Origin of the sequence: uncultured Gimesia sp. (assembly GCF_963976445.1) — a bacterium.
Lineage (GTDB): Bacteria > Planctomycetota > Planctomycetia > Planctomycetales > Planctomycetaceae > Gimesia.
Window position 1 is genome coordinate 372,226 of the sequence record NZ_CAXBKP010000002.1, and the last position, 26,419, is coordinate 398,644.

9 protein-coding genes are annotated in these 26,419 nt (G+C 49.2%); 5 read left to right on the forward strand and 4 right to left on the reverse strand.

Annotation, left to right across the window (positions count from 1 at the left end; all coding sequences use genetic code 11):
• The first annotated feature begins 1 nt into the window (after position 1).
• The 3 genes from AAC022_RS03995 (at position 2) to AAC022_RS04005 (ending at position 2,060) form a co-directional block, all read left to right on the forward strand.
• A complete protein-coding gene (locus AAC022_RS03995; protein ID WP_339728215.1) occupies positions 2-202 on the forward strand; it encodes a hypothetical protein in 201 nt (66 codons plus the stop codon).
• Positions 203-387: 185 nt separating this feature from the next.
• Positions 388-876, forward strand: coding sequence for a hypothetical protein (locus AAC022_RS04000; protein WP_339728218.1), 489 nt, complete (start codon positions 388-390; stop codon positions 874-876).
• Positions 877-905: 29 nt separating this feature from the next.
• The gene (locus AAC022_RS04005; protein WP_339728220.1) at positions 906-2,060 is read left to right on the forward strand and encodes a hypothetical protein; all 1,155 of its coding nucleotides are present in this window, start codon (positions 906-908) and stop codon (positions 2,058-2,060) included.
• Between the two features lie 21 nt (positions 2,061-2,081).
• On the opposite strand, the gene AAC022_RS04010 is transcribed toward AAC022_RS04005, so the two are convergent.
• The 3 genes from AAC022_RS04010 to hpnH form a co-directional block, all read right to left on the reverse strand.
• On the reverse strand, positions 2,082-4,868 hold the full coding sequence (locus AAC022_RS04010; protein ID WP_339728221.1) for a M56 family metallopeptidase: 2,787 nt from the start codon (positions 4,866-4,868) through the stop codon (positions 2,082-2,084).
• On the reverse strand, positions 4,868-5,266 hold the full coding sequence (locus tag AAC022_RS04015; protein WP_339728224.1) for a BlaI/MecI/CopY family transcriptional regulator: 399 nt from the start codon (positions 5,264-5,266) through the stop codon (positions 4,868-4,870). Before AAC022_RS04015 ends, AAC022_RS04010 begins: the two co-directional genes overlap by 1 nt.
• Before the next feature lie 497 nt (positions 5,267-5,763).
• Positions 5,764-6,924: an adenosyl-hopene transferase HpnH gene (hpnH, locus tag AAC022_RS04020; RefSeq protein WP_339728226.1), complete on the reverse strand. Its 1,161-nt coding sequence runs from the start codon at positions 6,922-6,924 to the stop codon at positions 5,764-5,766.
• Between the two features lie 139 nt (positions 6,925-7,063).
• Between hpnH and AAC022_RS04025 the strand changes: the two genes are divergently transcribed.
• The gene (locus tag AAC022_RS04025; protein ID WP_339728228.1) at positions 7,064-8,260 is read left to right on the forward strand and encodes an enolase C-terminal domain-like protein; all 1,197 of its coding nucleotides are present in this window, start codon (positions 7,064-7,066) and stop codon (positions 8,258-8,260) included.
• Here AAC022_RS04025 and AAC022_RS04030 read toward each other — a convergent pair.
• Positions 8,257-9,246, reverse strand: a complete 990-nt coding sequence (locus AAC022_RS04030) for a hypothetical protein (protein WP_339728230.1) — start codon at positions 9,244-9,246, stop codon at positions 8,257-8,259. The two genes, AAC022_RS04025 and AAC022_RS04030, sit on opposite strands and share 4 nt — an antisense overlap.
• A gap of 703 nt (positions 9,247-9,949) precedes the next feature.
• Here AAC022_RS04030 and AAC022_RS04035 point away from each other — a divergent pair.
• Positions 9,950-26,347, forward strand: coding sequence for a LamG-like jellyroll fold domain-containing protein (locus AAC022_RS04035; RefSeq protein WP_339728232.1), 16,398 nt, complete (start codon positions 9,950-9,952; stop codon positions 26,345-26,347).
• Positions 26,348-26,419 lie beyond the last annotated feature (72 nt).

Here is a 26,419-nt window from a genome sequence, read left to right on the forward strand (position 1 = left end):
TATGGCTGATCAAGATGCCTCACCGAGTCCGCAGCGTCCGTCTGTTGGTGTTCATTTCAAGTGCTGTAACATCTATTCCAAAATCTATATCAACCATGCCGCAACCGCTTATACCGGGCATTGTCCTCGTTGCGCCTGCCCCATTGAAATTCCAATTGTCGAAAATGGTGGTTCTTCCAGTAAATTCTTTTCTGGGTCATAACCCTCTGTCTACAAATATCTTACATCTGAATAAAAATTTTATTTAGATCGCCAGAAAAGGTGTGATCCCGTTAGAAACACCTTGAGCTAAATCCTGTAATAGTCTAGGATTCGCTCGCTATCAGCAAACAAGCCTCAACAATGACCCTGAAACAACTGTCCGAATTCCGATTTCGAGTTTCTTAAATGGATTATCATTTAAAACCATTGGGAAAATCCTGCTCTTCGACTGGAAAAGAATTTATCCCAGGCGAGACGGTTCACTCTGTCATTATCGAACAAAATGGCCAACTGATTCGTCTCGATTTTTCACAGGATGGCTGGACTGGGCCTCCAGAAAGCTTTGTTGGCGAATGGAAATGCCAGGTACCAGAACCAGCGACCCAAGGCACGAAAAAAATCGATCCAGATGCACTTATGCAATACTTTGAACAATTGTATGAAGCCCCCAGTCAGGTACAGGAAAAGTTTCTCTACGTGCTTGCCTTATTTCTCGTCCAAAAACGCCGACTCAAACTGGAAGGGTCACGCGAGGAAGACAAGGCATCATATCTCCAGCTGTCTGGAACTCATGGAGAAGGATCTTTCGAAATCCGTGATCAAAACCTGGAAGAATCTGAAATCGAACAACTACAGAATCAATTGAATAACCAATTTTTTGAAGAGTGGGAATAAGGGGCACGCCCCCATGATGGATCGCTAACATGTTGAATGTTCATGGAAGAACAGCACACAATCAATCCTACGGCACCTTAAACTGGCGCTCTATGGTCACGAAAGTGACTCTCGTGCTGCTGGCGCTGATGCTGCTACCTGCTTGCGCTTCCGTTCGAACGTTCCTCCCACAACAGCCCCCTGTCTGCGTGCTGCCTCCTAACGCCAGCTACACTCAAATTGTCACTCACTTGAACTCACAGATCGAAGGCGTCTATGGCTGGCAGTCTTCAAATGTAAAAATCAGAGCGCGGCAAAAAGGGGGAATTCCGGTCAGCTTGAATGCCATGCTGGCGGTCGAACAACCCAAACGATTCCGATTGCGCGCAAGTTCTCCCTTGGGGGCAGAAGTTGACTTTGGCTCGAACGACGAACGGTTCTGGTTCTGGGTCAAACGAAATGACCAAAAACGAGTGTTTACCGTTCGCCACGATCAATACCAGTCGATGGGCTCGCAGTTAAATATTCCCTTTGAACCGGACTGGTTACTCGAGGCATTACGCGTCGTCCCACTAAATGAAACAGAGCTTTCCATTCAAAAAGAAGGCCAGAATTCACCAAATATCAAGTTGATTTCCGATCGCCTTATGCCAAATGGCAAACTTGTGCAGAAAATTCTGGTCGTCAACCTCTGCACCGGTCATATTATCGAGCAATCACTTTACGACAGCCGGGGACAGAGGATCGCCACAGCCACTCTAGGCGAATATCGCGTCTGTAGTAATTCCGGAGCGACGCTGCCGCATGTTATTAAACTCGATTGGCCGCAAGCAGGCATCGTCCTCACCATGACAATGGCGAACATTGACGTCAATCCAGCAGGCATTCCTCCAGAAGTCTGGGGGCTACCACAAATCCCAGGATACCCCGTAATGGATCTGGGAGCTTCGTTCCCAGTTCAGCGAGAAGCTTCTGCAGGACCACGTCCCACACACATTGATTCCCGTATCGCCGAGTTGGAAGAGCCCGACTGGTCAAACAGCACTCCCAGTGCTGAGCCACAATGGAGACCGTCACAAATTGGATTCGAAGAATCAGAAACGTTTCCCGCCAATGAAGTCCAATCGCAACCCCGCGATAATCCATTTCGCTCCCCCGGTTCATTTGACGAACTGGAAGAGGCTCCCGGTCGTGTCAAGCTGTGAATCACACATGATTGACACAGATCAACGTTGGGGATCAAGTTGATTTCTATCGTTGATCAAAAACAGGTTCCTCAAGATGTTTTGGTCTATATTTTGGTCAGTGAATAGCACTGCTCCGTCACAACGCCCAACAAAGAACCCTCCTTGGTAAAATCCTCCTAGTTTCGGTAATTTCTTACCATCATATGTGAGGTCCTCAGGCTTCGTCCACGGAATCTCGCGTTTTGTTTCGACCACCGCAATGGTGTTGGATGTGCCATCAACAATGTCACGTAATCGAACACCATCCAGACTGCTACCTGCAAGATTGTCAACGCCTCTAGAGTCCGTGCCAGCTGCCAAGGCACCACCAAAGGGGCCCGGCTTACCAAGCTGGCCAGTCTTACCGAACATCGTATTCTGACCAACTACACCAAAATAAGAGGTATAGTTCTCAGCACCGTTATCAGCAGGACAGCGATAGACGACGGGCATTTTGGCAAGCACTTTTTTATTATGCTCACTATTCCAAGGCTCATTTTTGTTGTACTCATCATACAGAATTTGTTGATCCAGAAATGGGAGGAGTGCCACACGCCAGCTATACGGTGTTTTTCCATCTGGCCCCAACAAGACGGCTGAAGGGAAATGTTTATGTTTGTCGTGAAATTTATGTAATGCCAGCATGATCTGTTTGACATTATTCCGAGAACGGGTGCGGATGCTTGCCTTCTGTGCCTGCGTAATCGCTGGCATTAGGGCTGCAACCAGTTGGGCACCAGAAGTGGCAGGCAGAGACATGGTTAGACTAACATTTTCACCTTCCTGCTTGACCTCTACCGACCGAACAAGCTTCTCTGCAACATCAATCGCGTCCAAGACTGCGAGTCTTTCTTCTAGAGTTCTAACTCGTATTCCTTTTCTATATTGCTGCAATACATTCTCTGAAAGTGTAAATATCGCAGTGAGCGTTTTCTGAACCCTCGTTCCATTTACATCCTGATAGAGTATCGATTTTAAAGAAATCTTTTGGTTGATGTTCATCCCGAGCGATATAATATCTGTATTTTCCCAGATTGGCGAAACGAGCCCCTTTGTTGTGGCATTAGAAAAACCAATACTAGCTCCCGTGGACCAGACCATTTCACGCGCCAGGCGCATATTTAATAGTACAGCCAGGGAACCATTCTCAAGCGACTCCCATTTCTTCTCCCAACGAGATACGCTTCTGCTTTCTAAGGTGTTGATTACATTCAACAAAGCAGTCTCATTATCTGCGATCATGAGTGTACGATCATTGAGAAATAATAAAGCTGGCGCACTAGTTGTTTTAGGGACCTTGAAATACGTTCTGTCGCCATACTTTTGTGAAATGTATTTAAGGCCATTAAAAGATTCCATAACAGATTTCTGCTCAAATACTTGCCGCACCTGAACCACGATAACTTTATTCAGGGGAGATTTGTTAACAGTCTGCGGGTCCGGAGGAAGAAAGAATACGATTCCTGTTTCAATTTCTTTCGGGTTAAAAGGAATAGCCCCCGGCTCTTTCCTTTTTTCTTCATCCAACTCTATCAATTGACGGATTGGTTTCATCACCTTGAGGTCAAGTATTTTTGCGGGACGAATTGCAATTATGGCTAATGCGTTATTCGGAACAAAATCGATGCGGAATTTTTCCGGCGTCCTTTTTACTTCCTCTGAATCAGCAACGTTGGGAGAGACATCTTGAGCAAGGCTGACGCGGTCTCCACGAAACCCAACCGCTAATAACCCCATCAGCACAATAACCATAACAGCAAACGCACGAGTACTTGCAGGCACAGTGCCGCGGAACGTTTTCTTTCCTTTGAGCATGTCAATTCGCCTTAAAAAAGTGGATTGTGTGGGTAAAAAAGCGCGGGCGGGTCCACGTACCCCTCGGTTGGATTGCGCCATCGCCATCTCAGCGAGAATAACCAGATATGATTCTGGTCCACCGGCCGCTTCGGCTGCTGCTGCATCCGCCACCAGTTCCTGCTCCAACCTCAAACGAGCGACCAGCCAATGCATCAATGGGTGATAGAAATAAATCGACCGACTGATCTCAGCACAGAGATTCGACAAGAAATCACGCTGTTGAATATGGGAAAGTTCGTGCGTCAGAACGGCCTTTAACTGCTCAGTCGACCACGCTTGCCAGCTGGCAGGTAATAAAATAATCGGACGCCACCAGCCGGCAACTGCCGCCGTCGCCAGTCGTTGAGTCTCTCTAAGGCAAAGTACAGGTGGATGATCTTGCTCCATTAGTAATCTATCCAGAAGCTCTCGAGCGGCAGAGTGATCTAACTCTATCGAATGTTCCACTTCACGTTTCAATAGAATGTAACCGACGCATAGACGCAGAAAGCCCAGTGCCATTCCCCCCAGAAACAGAAATCCAATGAAGGCTGGCCATGTCAGCGGTGCATCCTGATTTTCGACCGATTGTTTGTTTTTAAGCCCCTCGACAAATCCGGTCCAGGCAGAACTCCACACGGAATCCAGTTCGATTGTCTTCTGTTGAGGAAGAGGGGACTCCGCCAAATCGGTGGGATTATTCTCCCGGATGGTTTTTTCCACATGTGATACTTCGCTTCTCCTCTGCTGTGTTTGTTGTGTAGTCCAGCGAGGCCAAGGACTCAACACGAATGTCGCCAGAAGTAGAGTCACAACTAAAGAAGAAGAAATCACGAGCGACCGCATCAGAGGCCCCCGGCGTCGCAGGCACCAGTAAAACAGAGCCGTTCCAACCGCAACAATTGTCACTTGCAGGCTCAACCAGACAACACAAACACCGATTTCATGCATCAGGATTTCTCCCGTAAAATGTCTTCTAGAGCCCTAAGTTCTTTCCGCGTTAATTTGCGTTCATCCATCAGTCGCAACAATAATTTTTCCCGCGATCCTCCAAACACTTTCTGAACCATCTCTCCCAGCAGGCTGCCTGAGACTTCGTCAAACGATCGGGCTGCGCGGTAAAGAAAAGGGCGTTCCTCATTTGTCTGCTTCAGAAAATCCTTCTCCACTAATATCCGCACCAATGTTGCGACAGTCGTATAAGCTAACTCGCGTCCCGACTTGTGTAGCGCGTCCCGCACATCGGAAACAGAGATCGCCATCGCTGCTTCCGACTGAGCTTCGTCCCAAAAAACATGCATCACTTCTAACTCACGCTCGGTAAGTTCCTTCGCTCTTGGCCTGGCCATTGGACCTCCCTGGCTTATATTCAAATTACATAATCGATATTTGGTTTATTAGATTTGGTTTTATAGTAGTTGTGGGTATGTAATTTGTCAAACAGTTTTTTAAAAGTTGTCTGAAAAGCCATGAACCTAAACTTGCGCGTTATTGTTCTCACTGAAATCACATGTGCGAACAGAAAATCAAATTGCAAAAAGATCGAAGGCTTCCCTTTGACCTTTCGTGATTTTCGCGTCTTTCCTGATAGAAATAAATTGAATCAATACATATTTTCTACCACAAACATGAAATGAGCGTAAGAAGTCATGCGTCATCAGCGGCACGAATCGGCCAGACTAGAAAACGATTGTTTCTAATTCATGAGACTCGATTTAATTCTACGAATGCCATAGCTTGAAAGATCACATCTGATGCTTCACCAGCAAAAAAACGAAGGGGATATTCAGAGATTACTCCTCTTCACTTTTAGGATCTTCGTGGTCGAAACGGAAAAACAAAGCGATCAATTTAAGAGATTCAGCACTTCCACATCCTCATCGCAGTTCGCGTCGTCGACAGGTGCCAATTGAATCAATTCGTGGTCTGCCACAGTGTAGTGCGGGGCAGGCATACTTTCTGGTGACTGCTTTGGTAACGGCTTGTTGGAATCTTTTGCCCCGAAGAGCGTCAGAGAGACCACTTTCATAAAGCCCTTCCAGGATGAAAATGTCTGATCCACGGCCGTCGGTTCATGGCCACAATGCACCATGCAGTCACGGCATTTTTCGTTACCACTCTTGCGTCCGTAACGTTCCCAACTGGTAGAAGACATCAGTTCGCCAAAGGTATCGGCATACCCTTCTTCAAGTAGATAGCAAGGTTTCTGCCAGCCGAAAATGTTATAGGTCGGATTGCCCCAGGGGGTACATTCCAGCTCCCAGTTCCCTTTGAGGAACTCCAGGAACAAAGGCGAATGATTAAATTTCCATGCCTTTTTGGGAGTCGCCAGGATCTCGCGAAACTTTTGAATCGTCTGATTACGCTTCAGAAAATGCTCTTGGTCGGGTGCCTTTTCATATTGATAACCTGGGGAGAGCATCATACTTTCGATCCCCAGTTCAGCTAGCTCATCAAACATTTGTCGGACTCGTTCCGGTTCCGCATTCTCAAACAGAGTTGAATTCGTAGTTACGCGGTGCCCTGCTTTCACAGCCGCTTTGATTGCACTGATCGCTTTGTCATAAATCCCATCACGGCAGACAGCGGCGTCATGATCCTCGCGTATACCGTCAAGATGAATCGAGAAAGTAAGATACTTGGAAGGGGGATAGTTCTCTAAATGCTTTTCCAGTAAGATCGCATTGGTACAAAGATAAATGAACTTCTTGCGTGCGACGAGTCCGGCGACAATTTCCGGCATTTGTGGATGCAGCAGTGGTTCCCCACCGGGAATCGAAACGATGGGAGCACCGCATTCATCAACCGCCTGGAAACATTTCTCGGGACTGAGATTCTGTTTGAGAATATGAGAGGGAAATTGGATCTTTCCACAACCGGCACAAGCGAGATTGCAGCGAAACAACGGTTCCAGCATCAGTACAAGCGGATAACGCTTTACGCCTTTAAACCGTTGTGTCAAAACATATTTTGCTACAGTCCACATTTGGGAAAGGGGAACACCCACAATCGCCTCCATATTGCGAAAAATCCTAAATCCATTCAGAATAAGAGTTTCATAGCATTATTCCGATAGCTTGTCACCCCCAAAATGCACGTATGTCATAATCCCGTTTAGAGTTAATAAAGGTTGGAAATCCGGCAAAATGAGAATCGCCCAGATTTCGGCGTATCAGGTCCGCGTACCATTACGGCGAAAAATCACACATGCTTCCTTCAGTCGCTCTGAATCTCAGTCCATCATCGTCCGCTGCCAATTAACAGATGGAACCGTAGGCTGGGGTGAATCGGTGCCGCGAGAATACGTAACCGGCGAAAGCGTCAAATCCGTATTTTCTCAATATGAAAACACCGATTTTCTATCGATGTTAGGGGACAACTGGCATTCGTTAAACGAACTAATCGCACTCTGCCAGGAAATCACTTCGCCCACACCAACAGATTCTCCGGCAGAGTACCTACACCGAGGTTGTTTTGGAAATGCCGCCCGTTGTGCGTTGGAAATCAGTCTCATTGACGCGGCAACCCGTGCAGAAAATGTTTCATTTTCTAAGATATTTCAACATTTAGAGCCTTGTCAGAATCTGCTCAAACCACAAACGACCGTCCGATACAGTGGCGTTCTAACTTCCATGAAGCCCGTCAAACAATACATGCTGGCACTTGTTTACCGGCTGACCGGCTTCCAGCAGTGCAAAGTGAAAGTCGGACTTCCACAGATTGATGACCAAGCTTTATTTCGAAAACTGCGACTGTTGACTGGGAGCAAAATGAACCTGCGTGTTGACGCTAATGAAGCCTGGACACGCGAGATTCTGGAAGAAAAAGATCGTGAATTCACCCCCTTTAAGGTCAGTTCCATCGAACAACCGGTCGCACATCAAAACATAGCCAGCTTGCGAGATATCAGAAACCAGATCGCAACACCGGTGATGCTCGATGAGTCTCTCTGCAGTCAGCAAGACGCCGAACAAGCAATTACAGAAGGCTATTGTGATTACTTCAACCTCCGTATTTCAAAGCTGGGAGGAGTCATCCCCACTTTACAGATAGCGCACTTGGCTCAGCAGGCGGGACTCAAGTATCAACTCGGCTGTCAGGTGGGGGAAACGGGAATTCTTTCAGCCGCCGGGCGTCACTTTGCAACATCCGTCAAAGGCATCACATTTTTAGAAGGAAGTTTTGATCGATTCCTGCTCGTACAGAATCTCATCAACGAAGAGATTTCATTTGGCTGGGGAGGAGCAGCGCCGACCTTAATGGGCCCCGGACTGGGAATTACGGTGAACGAGCAACGACTCGCGCAATTGACTCAACGCGAGCAGCACTGGAAGCTCTGTTAGGGAATCAGAAATACCAGACCGGTAACGGTCAGGCTTTCAAATAAGACCCCACGTGCACTTAAAGGCAGCTTTTCTACCTGATACGGTGGGCAATCTCCAGGTCGGGCATATCCCAACGGGTAGCGACATTCATCCATCGGATAAGCACCAATCATGTAGGGCAGCGCTGGAATGCGTCCAAAAAAACGTCCCGCAGAAAGGAAAGGCTGCAGAGCACCATAGTTATACCCATAGCGTTCCAAGTAAGGTTCTTCAAAATACAGCGGATTATAGGCAATGCCGGGCGCTTCCCATTCTTTAGTACTTAACGCCCAGTTCCGAGTTTCTCCCATCACAACCTGTCGGGTAGGAAGTTTTTCTAGTTGTTCCGCAGCCGTGTTCTTAGGCAGATCCCCCGCTGGGGGTTTGGCGCTGATCGATAATTGACTCAGCGGCTTCAGTCCCAGTTCAACCAGATGAGGTGACTTGGTTTCTGATATAATCTTCTGATCTGCCTGGAAAGCAGTATTATTTTTACTGAGTACCACTTCTGTGGCAGGCAGCAGATCCATCACAAAGACAGGTTGCACATCGGTAAGCTCTGGTTTGCGTGCTTCAACTGGAGAATTCACTTCAGCAGTTAGGGGGGAGCCGATTTCAAGTAATGCGATCGAATGAAACTCTTCAAATTCGTCAAACTGTAAATCTGGTTCGCTTGGTTTTACTGTTCCCAAAGGAGCGGGTTGTGTCTCGGGCTGTTGTATTCGGCTTGGGATCGTCCGTTTATTGAAGCCAGTAACCCTTATTGGGTCAGATTTTACGCGTCCGTTCGTCTTGTTCTTTGTGCCCTTGGTCTGGGCAGCAACAGACTTGGAAATCGCGTTAATTTTGCGTTGATCAAATTCAGGAGCGATCGAAAAGTGCGCAACCTGTTTTGATGCGCAGCCAGCAAGAAGCAGACAGCACAGACCGGCAACGATCCAGGATTGAACAGTTAGCAACCTCATAAGTTCAGGCGCTCCAGTGAGATAGATTGCCTGCGTTGGTTTACAGGCGACAGACTGCATTTTAGATATCGTTTGATCAAAGGGACTCATTATCATATATCGGCAGGGGTTATGGCGGCAGCACATCTTCCAAGGACTAAACAGCAAGGTCTTTGCAATACCCCCTACCTGCCTGATTACTGCCTTTAAATTGGCTAACCCACAAAAAAGCGCACATAAAAACACTGCGAAGCTCTTGGGATTTGCTTGATTCTCGTTTTTTGCACGTGATTACTGAAATGATTGAGAACTTGATTCGTTATTTAGATGTATGCCAGCGTATGAGAATTGAGATGATTATAGGGGCAATGGGATCATTTCGAGCACGACAGTAGGATTCGGATTAGTTAGCACGGGTATGACGTTTGTGTAGCCGCCAGGTTTACATTTTTAGCAGATGTATGTACCCCGTTAAAAATGATTGACATACCATTTAGAGAGCAAGGATAATATAGGAGGGATATGCAGTAGGCCCGCTCATACACTATTATGTATAGATGCCCGAAGGTCGTTTCGCACATAAGTGATGAGTTAAGAGGAAAGACCGTACGCAACTTTCCTTTTTTAAACCCCCTCATTTGTTGTGTAGCGGCACGATGGTCGTCCTAAATTATATGCCTTTTAAATTTAGAGCATTTCAAGGAACTCGAAGGAGCTTCTCAACGTGAGATTTTTAAAATGGCTGAATCGATGCCTCGGTAAAACGGAATCATCGAATAATCTGAAGTTCAATCGCTTTCGAGAAGACAGCTATGCGGGGCTGGAGTTAGTTCGACTGGAAGATCGAATTGTACTCAATGTCAGTGCTGCTATTGGAGGCACGACCAGTGATGTGCTTCAACTCAATCTCGATGCCACCAATGATGAAGCGACTGTCTCTGTGGTTGACAGTGGTGCTACAATTCAAGTCGATGACGGATTTGGTCTCCCCGGCAGCATTCTGCAATTTGATGCCAGCCAGATTTCGTCGATTCTGGTAACAGGCACTGATCCTTCTCAAACCATTCAGTTTCTTGGCCAGCAGGATTTGGTTATCGCCGGCCCCGTCGACCTCACCGGATTTTCAGGTGACGTGAATATCGGAATTGAACTCCAAATCGGTATGGGAGATCCCCCACAGTTCAATCCGGCATCCTCTGTAACCTACCTGGGACAATTTGAACTGACGGGCGATCAACTCGACGTGATCTTACCCAACGAACTGAATGCCGACGATGCCTTTGTCATCCAGATCAATGGCCCCAACCTCGAAATCCTTGATCCGGATCGTGCTAATCCCCTGCTCTTTTCAACTCCCACTGCTGGTTTGAATTCAATCAAAATCACTGGCACCGATGGGGAAACCGATTTCCTGACACTAGATTACAGTTCGACCGATCTGACGAATGTCGCCATTTCATTTGAAGGGGGCATTGGTGGCAATGACGCTTTAGAGTTCACAGACGGCACCTTTGATACGGTAATACATAATTTATCCGGTCCCGGATCCGGTTCGATTGATTTCAGCGGCAATGCGATTACGGAAATCAGCTACACCGGTCTCGAACCCGTGTTTGGTGGAACCAGTACGGCCAATAACGTCATCATCAATCTTCCCACGTCAACTCTTGATGCGGTTCTGGAAAATTCGCTCACTTCTGGAGAAATGCAAATCCGCAGCCTGAGTGCCGCGTTTGAGTTCACTACGTTTGCAGTTCCAGCACATTCACTCACCATAAACGCGTCCGGCGGCAACTCAGTGGTTGCGCTGGATTCGTTCGACGCTGCATTTGCCCCCACCGATTTGATTCTCAGTGGGAAGCCCAGAGATGCCTACCAACTCACCGCAAATGATCTACTGGCGGATTCGGTCTCCTTAACATTATCTGGAGGCGTGACTCTCGATCTGGGAGCGTTTAATGAAACCGTCGATGGTTTTATTCTGGAAGACGGCACCATCATCGCTACCAGCGGCATCCTCTCTGCCCAGTCAGATCTGGATCTACGCTCAGGCGCAGTGAAAGCACAATTAAACGGGACCAACCTGATTAAAAATGGCATGGGGACGGTGATTCTTGACGCAGCGAGTGGTTATACCGGACAGACAATTATCAATGATGGTACCCTGCAACTCGCGCAATCCTTTGCCATTCCGAATACGTCCAATGTCGATTTAACCGCCATCACCAGTGTGCTCGACCTGAATGGATATGAAGTCTCACTCACTTCACTAACCGGTGCCGGCAAAGTGCTTCTAGGCGGTGCTACTGGAACGCTTGATGTGAATCAGGCCGCTGCTACGTCATCCACGTTTGCGGGTAGCATCAGCGGCGATGGCAGTCTGACTAAATCGGGAACCGGTGAGTTCACTCTCACCGGAAACAATTCAATTGCCGGTTCCACTACTGTGCAGGACGGTTTACTTGAAGTCGAGGGAACTCTGAAGACAATAGAAGTGATTGTCTCCTCAGGAGCGACATTGGGAGGTTCCGGCAGCATCGAAGCCCCAGTGACCATCAATGCCAGCGGTGTTCTGACCCCGGGTTCGAGCCCCGGAATCCTCAGCACGGGCGATCTGACATTCACTGCCAGTTCAACTTTGAACGTCGAAATTAATGGCACCACAGCAGGCACCGACTACGATCAGATTCAAGTCACTGGCATTGTCGATCTCTCGGGAACCACACTCAACTTGATCAGCACTTTTACCGCCGCTGCGGGAAATGAATTCCTCTTGATTGCCAATGACGAGGTCGACGACATCATCGGCATCTTTGACGGGCTCGCAGAAGGCACACTGCTAACCTTCAATGGTAATCAGGTCTACATTACCTATCAGGGAGGCGACGGAAACGATGTCGCTTTGACCGTCAACACACCCCCTGCTGCCCTCAATCAGAATTTTAACGTCGATGAAAACACAGTCAATACAACGTCGGTTGGAACGATCGTTTCGACCGATCCGGACGTCCCCCCAGACAGTTTAACGTTCAGCGTCACTGGCGGAACCGGACAAACCGCGTTCGACGTCAGTTCGTCTGGTGAAATTACCGTCGCCAACCAGAATGAACTCGACTATGAAACTACGACCTCGTTTGACTTGAATATTCTCGTCACGGATAGTGCCGGAGCTACTGACACAGCAACGATTACGATCAATCTGAATCCTGTCAATGACAACACCCCCGTCGTTAACGATCAGTTACGTGACGTTGATGAGAACACGCTGAACGGAACAAACGTTGGATTGGCAATCAGCGCAACTGACGCTGATCTTCCTAATGACATGCTCACATTTTCAAAAATTGGTGGTAGCGGTGCGACTGCCTTTGACATTACATCCAGTGGGCAGATCATTGTTGCCAATCAGAGTCTGCTGGACTATGAAACAGTGACTTCGTTTGATCTGGAAATACTGGTTACAGATAATATCGGTGCCACAGATACAGCAACGATTACCATCAACCTCTACCCGTTAAACGATAACGATCCGGTCGTCGCCAATCAGATTCGTAACATTGATGAAAACACCACGAATGGTACTTCTGTCGGAGCCGTCATCGTAGCGTCTGATGCCGACCAGCCCGGCGACATACTCACCTTTACTGAAACCGGGGGAACCGGAGCAACCGCCTTTGAAATCACCACAAGTGGTCAGATCTTAGTCACGGATCAGAGCCTGCTCAACTTCGAAACTAACCCGACTTACACATTAGACATCCTGGTCGACGACAACGTCGGCGGTACAACCGCAGCAACAATTACGATTAACTTGAATGACGTCGTCGAAACACTGGTCGTTGATGCGGGTGACTGGTCGGCCAACGATATCACCATCGTCAGAGACGGAACACAACTCCGTGTCCTCGAAACAGGGACCTTGACTGAAATAGTCCCTGCACACAATTTTGCCAGCGTATCGAGTGTTACGATTACCGGGAACGGCTTAGATAACACACTACGACTCGACTTAAGTGGCGGTAGTTTTCTACCAGCCGGCGGCATCAGCTTTGATGGGAGCGGCGGGACCAATACACTGGTCGCAGCCAACCAGGCGAATGACTGGTTGCTTGATGGCGTCAACGCGGGGAGCCTACTCGCCGGTGCAGTCACCTTCACGAATGTAGAAAACCTGAACGGCGGCAGCGATGCCGACACCTTTACAATTACCGGTTCCCAATCGTTGAATCTGCTGGGGGGTATGGGCAACGACATCTTTCAGTTTAGCGATGATGCTTCTCTCCTGAACGGCACCATCGATGGCCAGGGCGGCACCGATCATCTGGATTTAACAAACTACACCACCAGTCTGACTGTGACTTTAACCGGCATCAGCAGCACCGATGGTTTTGACGGCACCGAGTCTTCGAAGTCCGTTAGCTTTGCCAACATCGACCAGCTAACCGGTGGCTCGGCTACCAATTCCCTGGTAGGCATTAACAGTGCTTCCAGCTGGACGCTCAACGGAACAAACTCGTACCAAAGCACGAACGCGCTGGAATTCAGTAACTTTGTGAATCTCGATGGCGGGAGTGATGCTGATACTTTTGATGTAACTCCTGATTCAGAAGCGTTCCAGATTACGGGTGGCGACCCCACCTCTAACCCTGGGGGGGATTCGCTGAATGTGGATACGTCGGCTGCTGGGACCGCACTGGTTTCCAATAGCAGCGATGGTTCAGGCAGTGTTACGGGAACTTTCCCCACAATCACTTACAGTGAAATCGAAAACTTCGCACTTTCCGGGGTGGTTGACATTCAGCTGGATGGAACCAGCGGCAACGATGTAATCGAAGTTTTTGTTGTCGGTCCGAATATCGAATATCGTCTGGGGGGAACACTGATCGGCACCAGTTCGCTGGCTGACACCAACAGCATCATAGTCAATGCAGGTGATGGCGATGACAGCCTGACTGTGGACAGTGCCCTGGCCGCAGAAGGCATCACTGTCGACTATGACGGCGAAGGAAACAATTCAACAAATCCAGGCGATGTCCTGAGTCTCTTAGGAACATCCACCTCTGTCGAATACCTCTTTACTGACAGTAATTCTGGTGCAATTCGTATCGACGGTTCAATAAACAATTTCATCACTTATACTGGACTGGAACCGATCACTTCGACCATCAATGCTGTGGATGTTACTCTCAACTATAGCGGCGTTTCTGAGACGATTACCATCACCGATGCCGGCAGCGGTCAAACAACGATCACTTCCACGGCCGGTGAAACATTAACTTTCACGAATCCTACAGGTACGGTCACCATCAATACCGGTGACGGCGCTGATGTGATTGATCTAAACTCGCTGACTTCCAGTTTCACTGCTTCCCTGGTAATAAACGGCGAAGGAGATATAGATACGCTTAACGCCAACGGCAGCGTTTCTCTGAATACTGGCAACACACTGGAATTGAACGTCGAAACAATCAACGTCGCCAATGCAATCACATTGACGGCCACTGGAATTGCCTTCAACGCAACCGAAGTTAACCTGGACGGCGATCTCGTTTCGAATAACGTTTCTGGCGATGCCACAACCGTGAATGTCCTGGACTCAACCGGCGGCGCCGACATTCAGGACGCCGTCGATGTCGCAGGCACTGGTGGCACGATCAATGTCGCAGCAGGAATTTACCTTACCACAGGCACACTGGATATTGACGAATCCGTTTCGATTCTGGGAGCAGGAAAAGACGTTGTCGAAATTCGCAAAGCGGGTGCTCCGACGAGTAATTTTGACATCGCAATCAACATTTCGGCGAGTGATGTGACCATCACCGGCGCCCAACTCGGCTGGGAGACACACACTTCCGCCACTGATTACCAAGGCTATGCCGTCTACACAGCAGCCGATAATACCACGCTCAATGATCTGTTGTTTGGCGATAACTATCGCAGTGCGGTCGTTTTCGAAGGTGCTAACAATCTCGAAGTCTCTGATTCAATCTTTGAAGGCAAATTCGGTCGTGCAGCCATTCGTGATGGCAACGGCGGCAGTGGCGAGAACTTTCTAATCACCCGCAATGAATTTCGAGCTGACCATTTCCGCTGGGGGCCAATCGCCATTGGTCCGCAAGGGACATTCGGTGATCCTAACAACTTCGACTTCAGTGGTGTCATCTCATATAATTACTTCGGTAACGGTCTTGAAGCAGGATCATTCCAGGAAGCCGGCGACCAGAACTATACGGTTACAATCACGAATGGCGGTATGACTACCGACGGACTGGATATCATCCACAACACGTTCGACTGGCAGGATTCAACCACGACCAACGCCAATGGCATCTACGCCCAGCCCGGTGGCGTTTACTTTGATCCTTCGCTTTCAGTGGCTGTTGGAACCGTCAATATCACGGACAATATTTTCAATGGTTTCACTTATGAGGGGCCTCAACCGACGACCGATCCACTTTGGAATCCGACAGCAGGTGTTTTCGGCGGTGCCTTGGAGTTTGATGGCGTCGACGATTTTGGTCTATTCCAGGACGCGAACTTCGATGTCGGCGAATCCGGCACACTTAGTTTCTGGGTTAACATGGATGATCAGGGACGCCGAAACCAGTTCTTCGAAGGCCCCAATAACGGCGGCATGGAATTCCAGTACCGCTCAAACAGCGGCGGTCAGTTTTTCAGTAGCCCCAACCGTAATGATGGGAATGGCAACACTTATGTCATCCAAGACGGCTCTGCTGGCGGCACTACAGGCGTCTGGCAAAATATTCAATATACGTGGGATTTCAACGGTGGTGTAAATCCCGAAATGCACCTTTATATCGATGGTGTCGAAGTCGGCTACCTCAGCTCCACTTACGATTCTGATCTCTCACAGTGGACCGCCACAGTCAGTACCGTCAATGAACTGATGAATGTGGGACGCGACCCCGGCAATACCAGTCGGTTCTTTGATGGGTTGATGGACGATGTCGGCTGGTTTGACGCAGCACTGAACCAGACCGACCTGAATACGATTCGGGCATCGGGTATCGCGACACTGTCCGCAGATGCACGACTCGTTGCTCATTGGGACTTCGACCAGGCCTCTGGGGATATCGCTGTCGACAACGTTAGTGGCATTCAGATGTTCCTCTCGACAGATGGTATCGTCCCCTTTGGTCCAGAATTCCAGACCACTGCCGGTCAGTTCGGCGGCGCACTTGAATTCGATGGCCTCGATGATTTCGCGACATTCCAGGATGCCAGTTTTGATGTGGGCCGCAAAGGAACATTAAATTTCTGGGTCAACATGGACGATACAGGCAAACGAAATCAATTCTTCGAAGGCCCTGATAATGGTGGTCTCGAATTCCAGTTTCGCACTAGCGATGGAGGTCAGTTCTATGGCAGAACTCAGGACGGTGCCGACTTCACGATTCAGCAAGGAGGCCAGGCTGGCGTTGCCGGCGTCTGGACCAACATTCAATACACATGGGACGCCGACACCGGCGAAATGCACATCTACCTGAATGGTTCCGAGGAACCCTACCTTTCCTCTTTTGATGAAAATCTGGCTGGATTTGACAGTACTCACTTTACCGACACAATCAATGGTCTGATGAATGTCGGCCGCGACCCCGGTGATGCGGGGCGTTATTTCGATGGACTGATGGACGATATCGGCTGGTTTAACGATGTGTTAGATACTTCTGATCGAGCTGATATCATGAATAATGGTGTCGCCGCACTAACCGGAGATGCACGTCTCGTCGCACACTGGGATCTGGATGATGCGACAGGCACCACTATCGTATCAGGAGACAGTGGCACCAATATCACACTATATCTGCAGGCCGAACCTCCACTGCCACCAATTGAAGGTTTTGGCGTCATCGCACCACTGAATGCAAATATCACCTACAATGCTTTTAATGGTAACGACCTTGATTCAAATATTTCATTGGATGCCACCAACGTATTTAACGACCCCTTATTCGCTTATACAAACGATCTATTGTTTGTCGGTACCGACTCACTGGAAGAACAGTTCACGATCGGCTTCGGTTCTTCCGCCGCCTATACTTCATCTGAATTCGCGGGCGATACAAACACGACCACACCGCATATTGGTGCTTATCAGAATCCTCCCACTGTTTACCCAGGTCTTTATGGAACAGGTGACATTGTCATTTTTGGGACCGGCGAAGATGATCAGTTAGAACTGACATTGACCGGAGAAAACACCGCTACGTTTGTGCTGACGCGTGATATTGGCGGTACCGGCGAAACGATTCTGGGGACTGTCGCTATCACCGACATTACATCCATCACCTTCAATGGACTGGGGGGCGACGATGTATTGATCATCAATCAGCCCGACAACCAGTTCTTCAATGCTGAAAATGGAATCATCTTTAACGGTGGTTCACAGAATAACGACGGTAATTCTCTGGGGATCACTGGTGTCGACGGTGATACACTTTTCATCAATCATAATACGCCACTCGAAGCCGATTCCGTCGCATACGTTTTCACTCCCGATCTCGTTCCATCAGAAGGTGAAGATGGTATCATCACCATTTCCGATGCCAGTCTCAGCGACGGCTCGACCACAATCACGTTCACCGGTTTGGAACCGATTATCGACAACCTGCTCGTCGCAGATCGTAATTTTGATTTTACCGATGCTACCGAAACGATCTCTCTTTCGGACGATGGCGTTGCTGGCGACAATTATTCCTTCATCGACTCCACACTCAGCGAATCGGTGCTCTTCCTCGACCCGACGAATTCGATCACCATTCGCACCGACAGTATGGGGACTCCCGCTGGTATTGATACAATTCTGGTTAACACTCTCGATAGTTCTTTCGCTGCCAGCCTGACGATTCTGGCTGGCAGCGATGACAGCATCACCTTCCAGACAACGACAAATCTCGCCACAGGAGATCTTTTTGTTACCGCAGAAACCGTAGACATCCTGGCTGATATCGATGCTGCCTCAGTTGAGATTAGTTCTTCAGGCGTCACCAGTACCACCTTTAACGGCGGAACCGTAACCACTACCGGTTCACAACTCTATAATGATGCGGTCAACTTTGTAACCAATTCTACGCTGACCAGTTCCGGTGGCAGTAATATTGAATTCGACTCAACCATTGATGGTGCCATCGATCTCAATATCGACACGACGGGCAACACCATTTTCGGAGGTGCTGTCGGAAGCTCTGCCGCTCTGACCAGCCTGACAACTAATGTCGGCGGCATTACCCAGATCAATGGTGGCAGTATCAATACCACTGGTGATCAAATCTTTAATGACGACATTACTCTGGGGGCGAATTTAAACCTCACAAGTACCGGCAGCGGCGCCATCACCTTTAACCAGATGGTAAACGGTGCTTTTACACTTGGAATCAACACGAATGGTGTAACCACCTTCAACGGAACCGTGGGCAGTTCAGACGCCTTGACCAGCCTCACCACCGACGCCAACGGAACAACCAACATCAATGGCGGCAGCATCGCCACCACAGGATCTCAGACCTTTAACGATGCTGTCCTACTCGGTGCCGACACCATCCTCAGCAGTTCCGCGAGTGACGCCATAACATTCATTTCCACACTGAATGGTGCCTTTTCGCTTGATGTCAACACCGCAGGAACAACTACGTTTGAAGATCAAGTCGGGAATACATTTGCTTTAACCAGCCTGACAATGAACGCCAATGGAGCAACCGCAATCAACGGAAGCAGCGTAACCACCAGCGGCGCCCAGACGTATCATGACGACGTCACACTGGGTATGTCTACCAGCTTCGTATCGACCTCGTCAGGAGATATTACCTTTAATGCTTCGGTAACAGGCGGCACCGGGGTTAATATCGATATCAAAACCACGAACAACATTATCTTAAACGGCACTTTTACAACCGATGGAAATGTGACAGCGACCGCAGATTCGGATACATCCGGAGTTGGTGACTTCACCATGCTGGCCGGCTCCAGCCTGGATGCAGGATCGGGAACAATTGATCTCGACGGTGCCAACGTCACCGCACGTTCGCTGACCACAACCAATGGTTCTGCGACTTCAATCACCATCGACGCAAATAATGGAAACATCACCACCAGTGACACCGGCGTGAATTCACTCGGTGATATTACGCTGAACGCTACGGGAACAGTCACCCTCGAAGACGACGGCATTAATACCGGCGAAGGGGGAAGTGTTCTGATTCAGGCACAGGGTGATATCACATCCACTGGCACTGGGGTCGATACAACGCTCGGTGCGGCCTCTGGGGGTACAGTCACAGTGACTTCAACTCTTGGTAAAGTTGATATTTCCAACGGCAGCCTGCTTACAGGGGATGGCGGAAATATCGATATTGACGCAGTCACCGGTTTCACCGCTTTAAACAGCAGTTTCAATACGACGGCAGGAACGGGCGGAGGAAAAGTAGACATCAACACCTCTGCCGGCAGCAGTTCCATTACTGATGGAGGCATCACGGTCAACGGCGCAGGTACCATTCTCGTGACGGCGAAAGGTGCCGCTTCGGACGTTCTGATTTCCTCAGAATTAACCAGTCTGGACGGCAGCATCACGATACTGGCCGATAACGATATCACACTGACATCCACAGCTAAGATCATCGGCCAGGCCAGCGGCTCTATCACTTTGACAGCCGACAATGACGGTTCCAACGCGGGCAGCATTACGATGGCTTCCGGCAGCACGGTCGAATCGCAAGGCGGACTGGTTCAGCTCTCCGCTTATGATGATATCGCGGTCTCTGCCGTTACGACGACTGGCGGTCGCGTCGATCTCACTTCTACTAACGGCAGTATCACCGATAATGATTTGACGGCCGCCAAAAACGTGACCGCAAATCAACTCGTCATTAACGCCAATATGGGTGTAGGCCAATTAGCGGATGCCATCGACACTGCCATCTCCTTCCTGGAAGCTGATGCAGGTACGGGCGGACTGTTCCTGGACAACATGGGGAATCTGATAATCGGGGACATCACCACTCAGGTCGGCCTGGACGCAGACCAACAAATCCTGGTGAATGTCATGGGAACGCTCGACATCAATGAAGACGTTCAGTCGGCCACTGGTTCCGTCACGTTTGACGCCACCGACACACTGACCGTCGATCTCGCTACGACAATTACCACCTTTGGTACCGGAGCCCTGTTTCTCACATCCACTCGAAATATTAAACTTAATAGTGGGAGCAATCTGAAGACCGTTCATGGCGGCATCACATTACTGGCCAATAATGGTGGCGTGGCTGCAGGCAATTTTAGTGGCATTGAAGCGGAGAACGCCACGATTCACACAACCGGTGATGGAAATGTTTTATTGACCGGTTTTGGTGGAAATGACGCACCGACCAGTAACCATTACGGTGTACACTTGCATGCAGGCGCAACCGTCATGGGCACCAGTACGGGGGCATCAGCCGGCACTGTTTCGATTAACGGAACAGGGGGCACTGGCGTTGACAACAACAGAGGTATTTTCATTGAGGGTACCTCTACGAATGTAAAATCTGTTGACGGTAACATTCTGCTGACTGCAAACGCGAGTACCGGCGAGGGTTTTCTGCTTGCTGACCAAGCAACGGTTATTTCCACTGGCACTGGTATCAACGCAGCGTCGATTACCATCAATGGTACTACCAGTTCTGACCATGCAGGCGTGGCGATAAATAGTAATGTAAAATCATCAGACGGAAATATTGCAATCACAGGCATCTCAACTGGAGGCGGAACGGTTTCCAATGGGGTGCTGATTCAATCCGCCGCAGGACAGGTGAATTCAACCAATGGTAGCATCACATTAAACGGAACCTCAAACGGCAATAATGGCATTGAGATTTCAGACAGCTCCAGTGTTGCGGCGACCGACACGGGAAATATCGAACTGATCGGTGAATCAACGGGAACCGGCAGCGGCATTGAATTCGACGCCACCATCAAGAGTAACACGGGAACCGTCACCTTCACAGCAGAAGACGATATTCTGCTGGGCAGCGTCGCTTTAATCGACTCGACTTCCGGCACCATCACCATGACTGCCGACAATGAAGCCGGCGATAATGGCAACCCTCTTTCAATGACTGATGGTGCCTTAATTGATGCCGGGACAGGTGACATCAACCTCACTGCAGATGGAAACGTACTACTAGGTGGATTACTGACAACAGGAACTGTGACGCTTGATTCTCTTTCAGCCTCGATTGTCGATAATGGAGATACCCATACAGATCTCGTTGCATCCACGGCTGTCTTAAACGCCGTCACGGGTATTGGTAATGGCAATCCACTGGAAACAGAAATCAGCACACTCTCTGCCACCGTCTCCGGGATGGGTAATCTCTTCATCGACAACTCGAATGCCATTGAACTGCTGGATCTTTCCACATTTGATGGTGAAATTATAATCAATGCCACAGCCAGCATCACCGCGACCTCAGTCGTCTCTACCAATAATTCAACGAATGACAGCAACGACATTACACTCGCTGCAACGGGTGCCAACAGCGATATTCTGGTTACAACGATTACTGCCGTCGGGAACGCCGATGTCACACTGACCGCTGATGACGGTATCCTCGACACCAACGGTGCCGACACTAACCGGATCACCGCTGACAACTTGATGCTGACATCCAGCAGTGCCGGTGGTACTCAGGATGGAATCGACGTCGATACTGATGTCAACACACTCACGGCAAACGTAAACACGAACGCGGGCGGTATCCGTCTTGATGAAATGGATGGTATCACCCTGACTCAGGTCACAACGTTCGACGGTTTTATCACCATCAACGCAGCCGGCACAATTGAAGCTCTCGACATCAATTCTGCAAACAACTCGGCTTCCGATACGAATAACGGAATCACGCTGACAGCAACAGGCCCTGACAGTGACATCATTGTCACAGCCTTGACGGCCCAGAACACGGCAGACATCATCCTGAATTCCGACCGTGATGTACTCGATTCCGATAGCTCCGACATGAACATCACTGTCGGCGATCAATTGACGATCATTGCCGGACAAAATATTGGCGGCATCAACAGCATCTTTACCGAAGCAGGCTTTGATCCACTGCAGACATCCGTTGATCACCTGGACTTGACCAGCGGCAACATTATCGCCATTCACAATACAGGCACCGCTCCTCAATTAATCAATCTGGATGCAGGCACCGGCACAGCAGGGACCACCTTCATCAAAGCCACCGGCGGCGCGCTGGATGCTTCAGTTACAACAGGAATCAACAATACACTGGACACCATCGGTTTTGTCTCCGATGTTTCGATCACTGTCCCTACCGGGTTTCAAACAGCAAACTTGCGACTGGATGCGCCTGATATCATCAACGCGGGCGGTGGGAACCTTGATATTAACGCCGTCGATGCAATTCTGTTCCAATCCATGTCTGCAGAAACCGTTGCGATCACAGCGCAACAATTTGATGGTACCGCCACTGGCAGTGATTTCATTATTACGAATGACTCCCCTGCTCTAGAACTCGTTGACCTGAATGTCGATTTGATGGCTTTGACCGGAGGCACAGACACCAATATTTCACTGACATCAGTCGGCAGTGTTACCGTTACGAACCTGGTGCAGACTTTGGGAACCGGTACGCTATTCATCGAAACCACGAATACCGACGCCGACCTGATTCTGAATCAAAATATCCAAAGTGAAACGGGCAGCGTGACGATTGCAACCGCCGATGACATCATCTTCAACGGGTCCAGTAATCTGAGCAGCACCTCGGGCAACGTAATTCTCACTGCGGATGCCGACAACGGAGCCGGTGGGCTGTTCGGCGGAATCACAATGGCCGACGGTACTCTCATCAATGCCGGCGATGGTGCAGTCACACTGACAGCGATCGATGATATTACGGTCGGTCAAATTACCACGACCAATGCCACTGACTTCGCGATTCACCTCGAAACCGAAGGCAGCGTAATCGACGCCGGAGACAATGCCGGAGAAGACCTGATTGCCAATGCGACCGGCGCCCGCGTCACGATCATCGCTTCTCTGGGAGCCGGTAAAGTCGCTGATTTGAATGGCGAAATCGAAACGCAGGTCGATCAGATCAACATTTCGAATCAGACCTCAGGTGAAATCCGGATCATTGAAACTGATGATGTGATCATTCACGATATTCTGCAGACGACGGCTGGTGACATTCATGTCATTGCCGGCGGCAACATTTTGCTCTCTGGTCTGATCGAATCAGCTGCCGACCATGTACTTCTTGATTCCAAAGCAGCGATTACTGATCAGAACGACGGCATCCCAGGACAACTCAATATCAATTCCACTAGTTTGGACCTGAACGCCATCACCGGTATCGGCGTCGGGGATACGCTTGAATTGAGTGTCGACACCTTCTCGGCTGATACCACCAACGGCGATATTCTGTTACACAACACTGCCAGTACTTCTGTTACAGCCACCAGCATCACCACCGGAACCGGGAATATTGCGTTGGAACAGATCGGTAATGAAGCATTAACGATCGATCTCGCTATGACTCAGGATGGAACCATGACCATCTCTAACGAAGGAGATTCCCAGTCGGATACATTGGAACTAACTTCCCTCTCTGCAGGTGGTGCGACGCCGGAGATCCACGTTTCCACAATCAACTTCGGAAATATCCTCTTGGGTAACCTCACCGCGTTGGATGGAGTCATTACAGTGACCTCAGCCGGAGAAATCAATGACGCATTCAACGATCAGATGACTCCTGAGATCGACCTGAACGCCGCATCCGGTTCGATCACCTTGCAAGCAGTCAACGGAATCGGAAATAATCAACTGGTGGAACTGGCTGGCAGAACACTCTCAGTCAATACCGCTACCGGGAATATCGACGTTGCCAACACATCGTCGATGGCAACGGGCCCGGTGAGTGTCTCACGAATCACTACCGGCAGTGGAACAATCGACTATTCACAAACTGGCGGACAAAATACCACATTCGAGGAAATTACCACATCGGGTTCTGACATCACCGTTAAGGCGGATGGTGCACTTTCCTTTGAAAACTTTGGTGTACTGACGAACGTGGTTTCAACAGACGGTGCAGGCATAATTCAAGTGACTGCCACCGGCGTGAATTCATCCATTGAAATCAATGACGGCTTCAGCACAGCTGGCGGCACGATTGACCTGACAGCACAGAACAGCCTCAGCTTCGGCAGCGACGGTAATTTAAGCTCGTCTAATGGAATGATCACTCTGCTCGCTGACTCCGCTTCTATAGGAACAGACGGCGGTGGTATCACCATGTCAGACGGCACTATCTTCGATGCCGGAACCGGAATTCTTGATTTGCAAGCTGGCGATGATCTTACCATCGGCCAATTATTCACTACCACTTTCACAAGGCTCACCAGTACCGGCGGTGGCGTAGTCGATGCAGGCGATACTGGGGGCAGAGACATCACGGCAGACGAACTCGTTATCCGCTCCGCAGCCGGCGCCGGTTCTGCTGACCCGCTGGAAACAGCTGTCTCTCTGCTTGCCTCTTTGAATACGAATTCAGGCAACATTCAAATCCACAATGATCTGGGAGGTGCCCTGTTAACCATCGGCACGGTCGACGGCATTAATGGCATCACCAACTCAGCAGGAGTCGCCGGCGACATTATGATCACAAACGCCAGCCCGCTAACCGTTAACTCAGAAGTCACTAACAGTTCGGGGGGTAACATTGGCTTGGAATCAACGGGGCCTGGCGATTTAATCCTGAATGCATCCGTGCGTGCCTTTGGGGGCAACGGAAATATTAACGTTGAAGCGGGCGACGGAATTCTCGATATTAACGATACGGGAGTCGCGTCCGATCATAGCGTCGCAGGCACGGGCGTCTTCTCGGGGCATGGTGCGAGTGGTGTTTTAATTGACACAAACACCACACTTAGTTCGGAAACGGGCGCCATCGCGGGCGTCCCTCCTGTTCTGCAGAATATTCTAACGCCGCAAATTTCAGCCGCTGGAGATGCCACTGTAACCGGAGACTTCGGTCGGTTCTCAGAACAAAACTTCTTCATCACCATTGACTGGGGTGATGGGACCGTCGAAACCTTTAATTTTGCTGATCCAGGTTCTTTCGAATTTGAGCATAACTATGCCACGAATCCGAGTGCGCAAAACCCGGCTGCAGACATTCCAATCCTGGTTACGATGCAGGGAGATTTGCAATTTACATTCTCTGATAGCGGTGGCAGCCTGGACTTCAACAGTGAAGCCGGATTACTGGAAACCCCCGGTGAAGGACTGGCAAACGTCGCCATCGATACGACTCCTCAGGTTCCTCAATTACTGTTTCCGGAAACTGAAGCGGTCTTGGATGCAACTTCCAATCAGCAGAGTGTTTTCACAGCAAAAGATACCCTGTCAATCGAATCAGCGATCCAGGAAGCGAATAAAAACGTCGAACGTCTGGTCTTTCTGCGAATACTGGCACCCAATGGAAATACAATCGAAGATGTACCTCTTGATGAATCTGATCTGGATAACTTCCCAAAGTTATTCAAGTCGCTGCCTGATGGACGATACCAGATTTACTTAAAGGAAGCCGGCGAAGAACGGATTCGACTTCTGATGGACGTTGACATTCGTAACGGCAAAGCAAGCGATGTCACCGAGGAACAGGCGAATCCTTCCACTTCAACCGAAATGCAGGATGCCACAGGGCCAGACAGCACAACCCTGTTAGAAGATATCGAAGAATCAGCGCCTCTGTCGTCCTCAGATTATGCAGACCTGTCGACGGTCATCATCACAGAAACCGGTACCAAAGAATTTTCCGTTGAACCAATTTTCTCGGAAAGACTACTGATTAACAGCCCGTCTGACTTAACCCCAAACACGACCGAAAACACAAACACAAATCTAGATTCAAATAGCGCACCGGTCGTATCACTCGAAAAAGCATGGAGCAGTGCTGCATTACTTTCGGGATACTTCCATGGAAAGTCACTACTCAAAAAACCGGCAACGGCTGAAGAATGCGAGATAGCAATGGGGAAATACGGCAACCGTCTAATGAATCGCCATTACAATATTTACAGAAGAAACCACTAAGCTGAGTCTTCCCAGACATCATTCATGATATCATTAAGCAACATCATCAGCTGTAAAACAATATTTTAAATA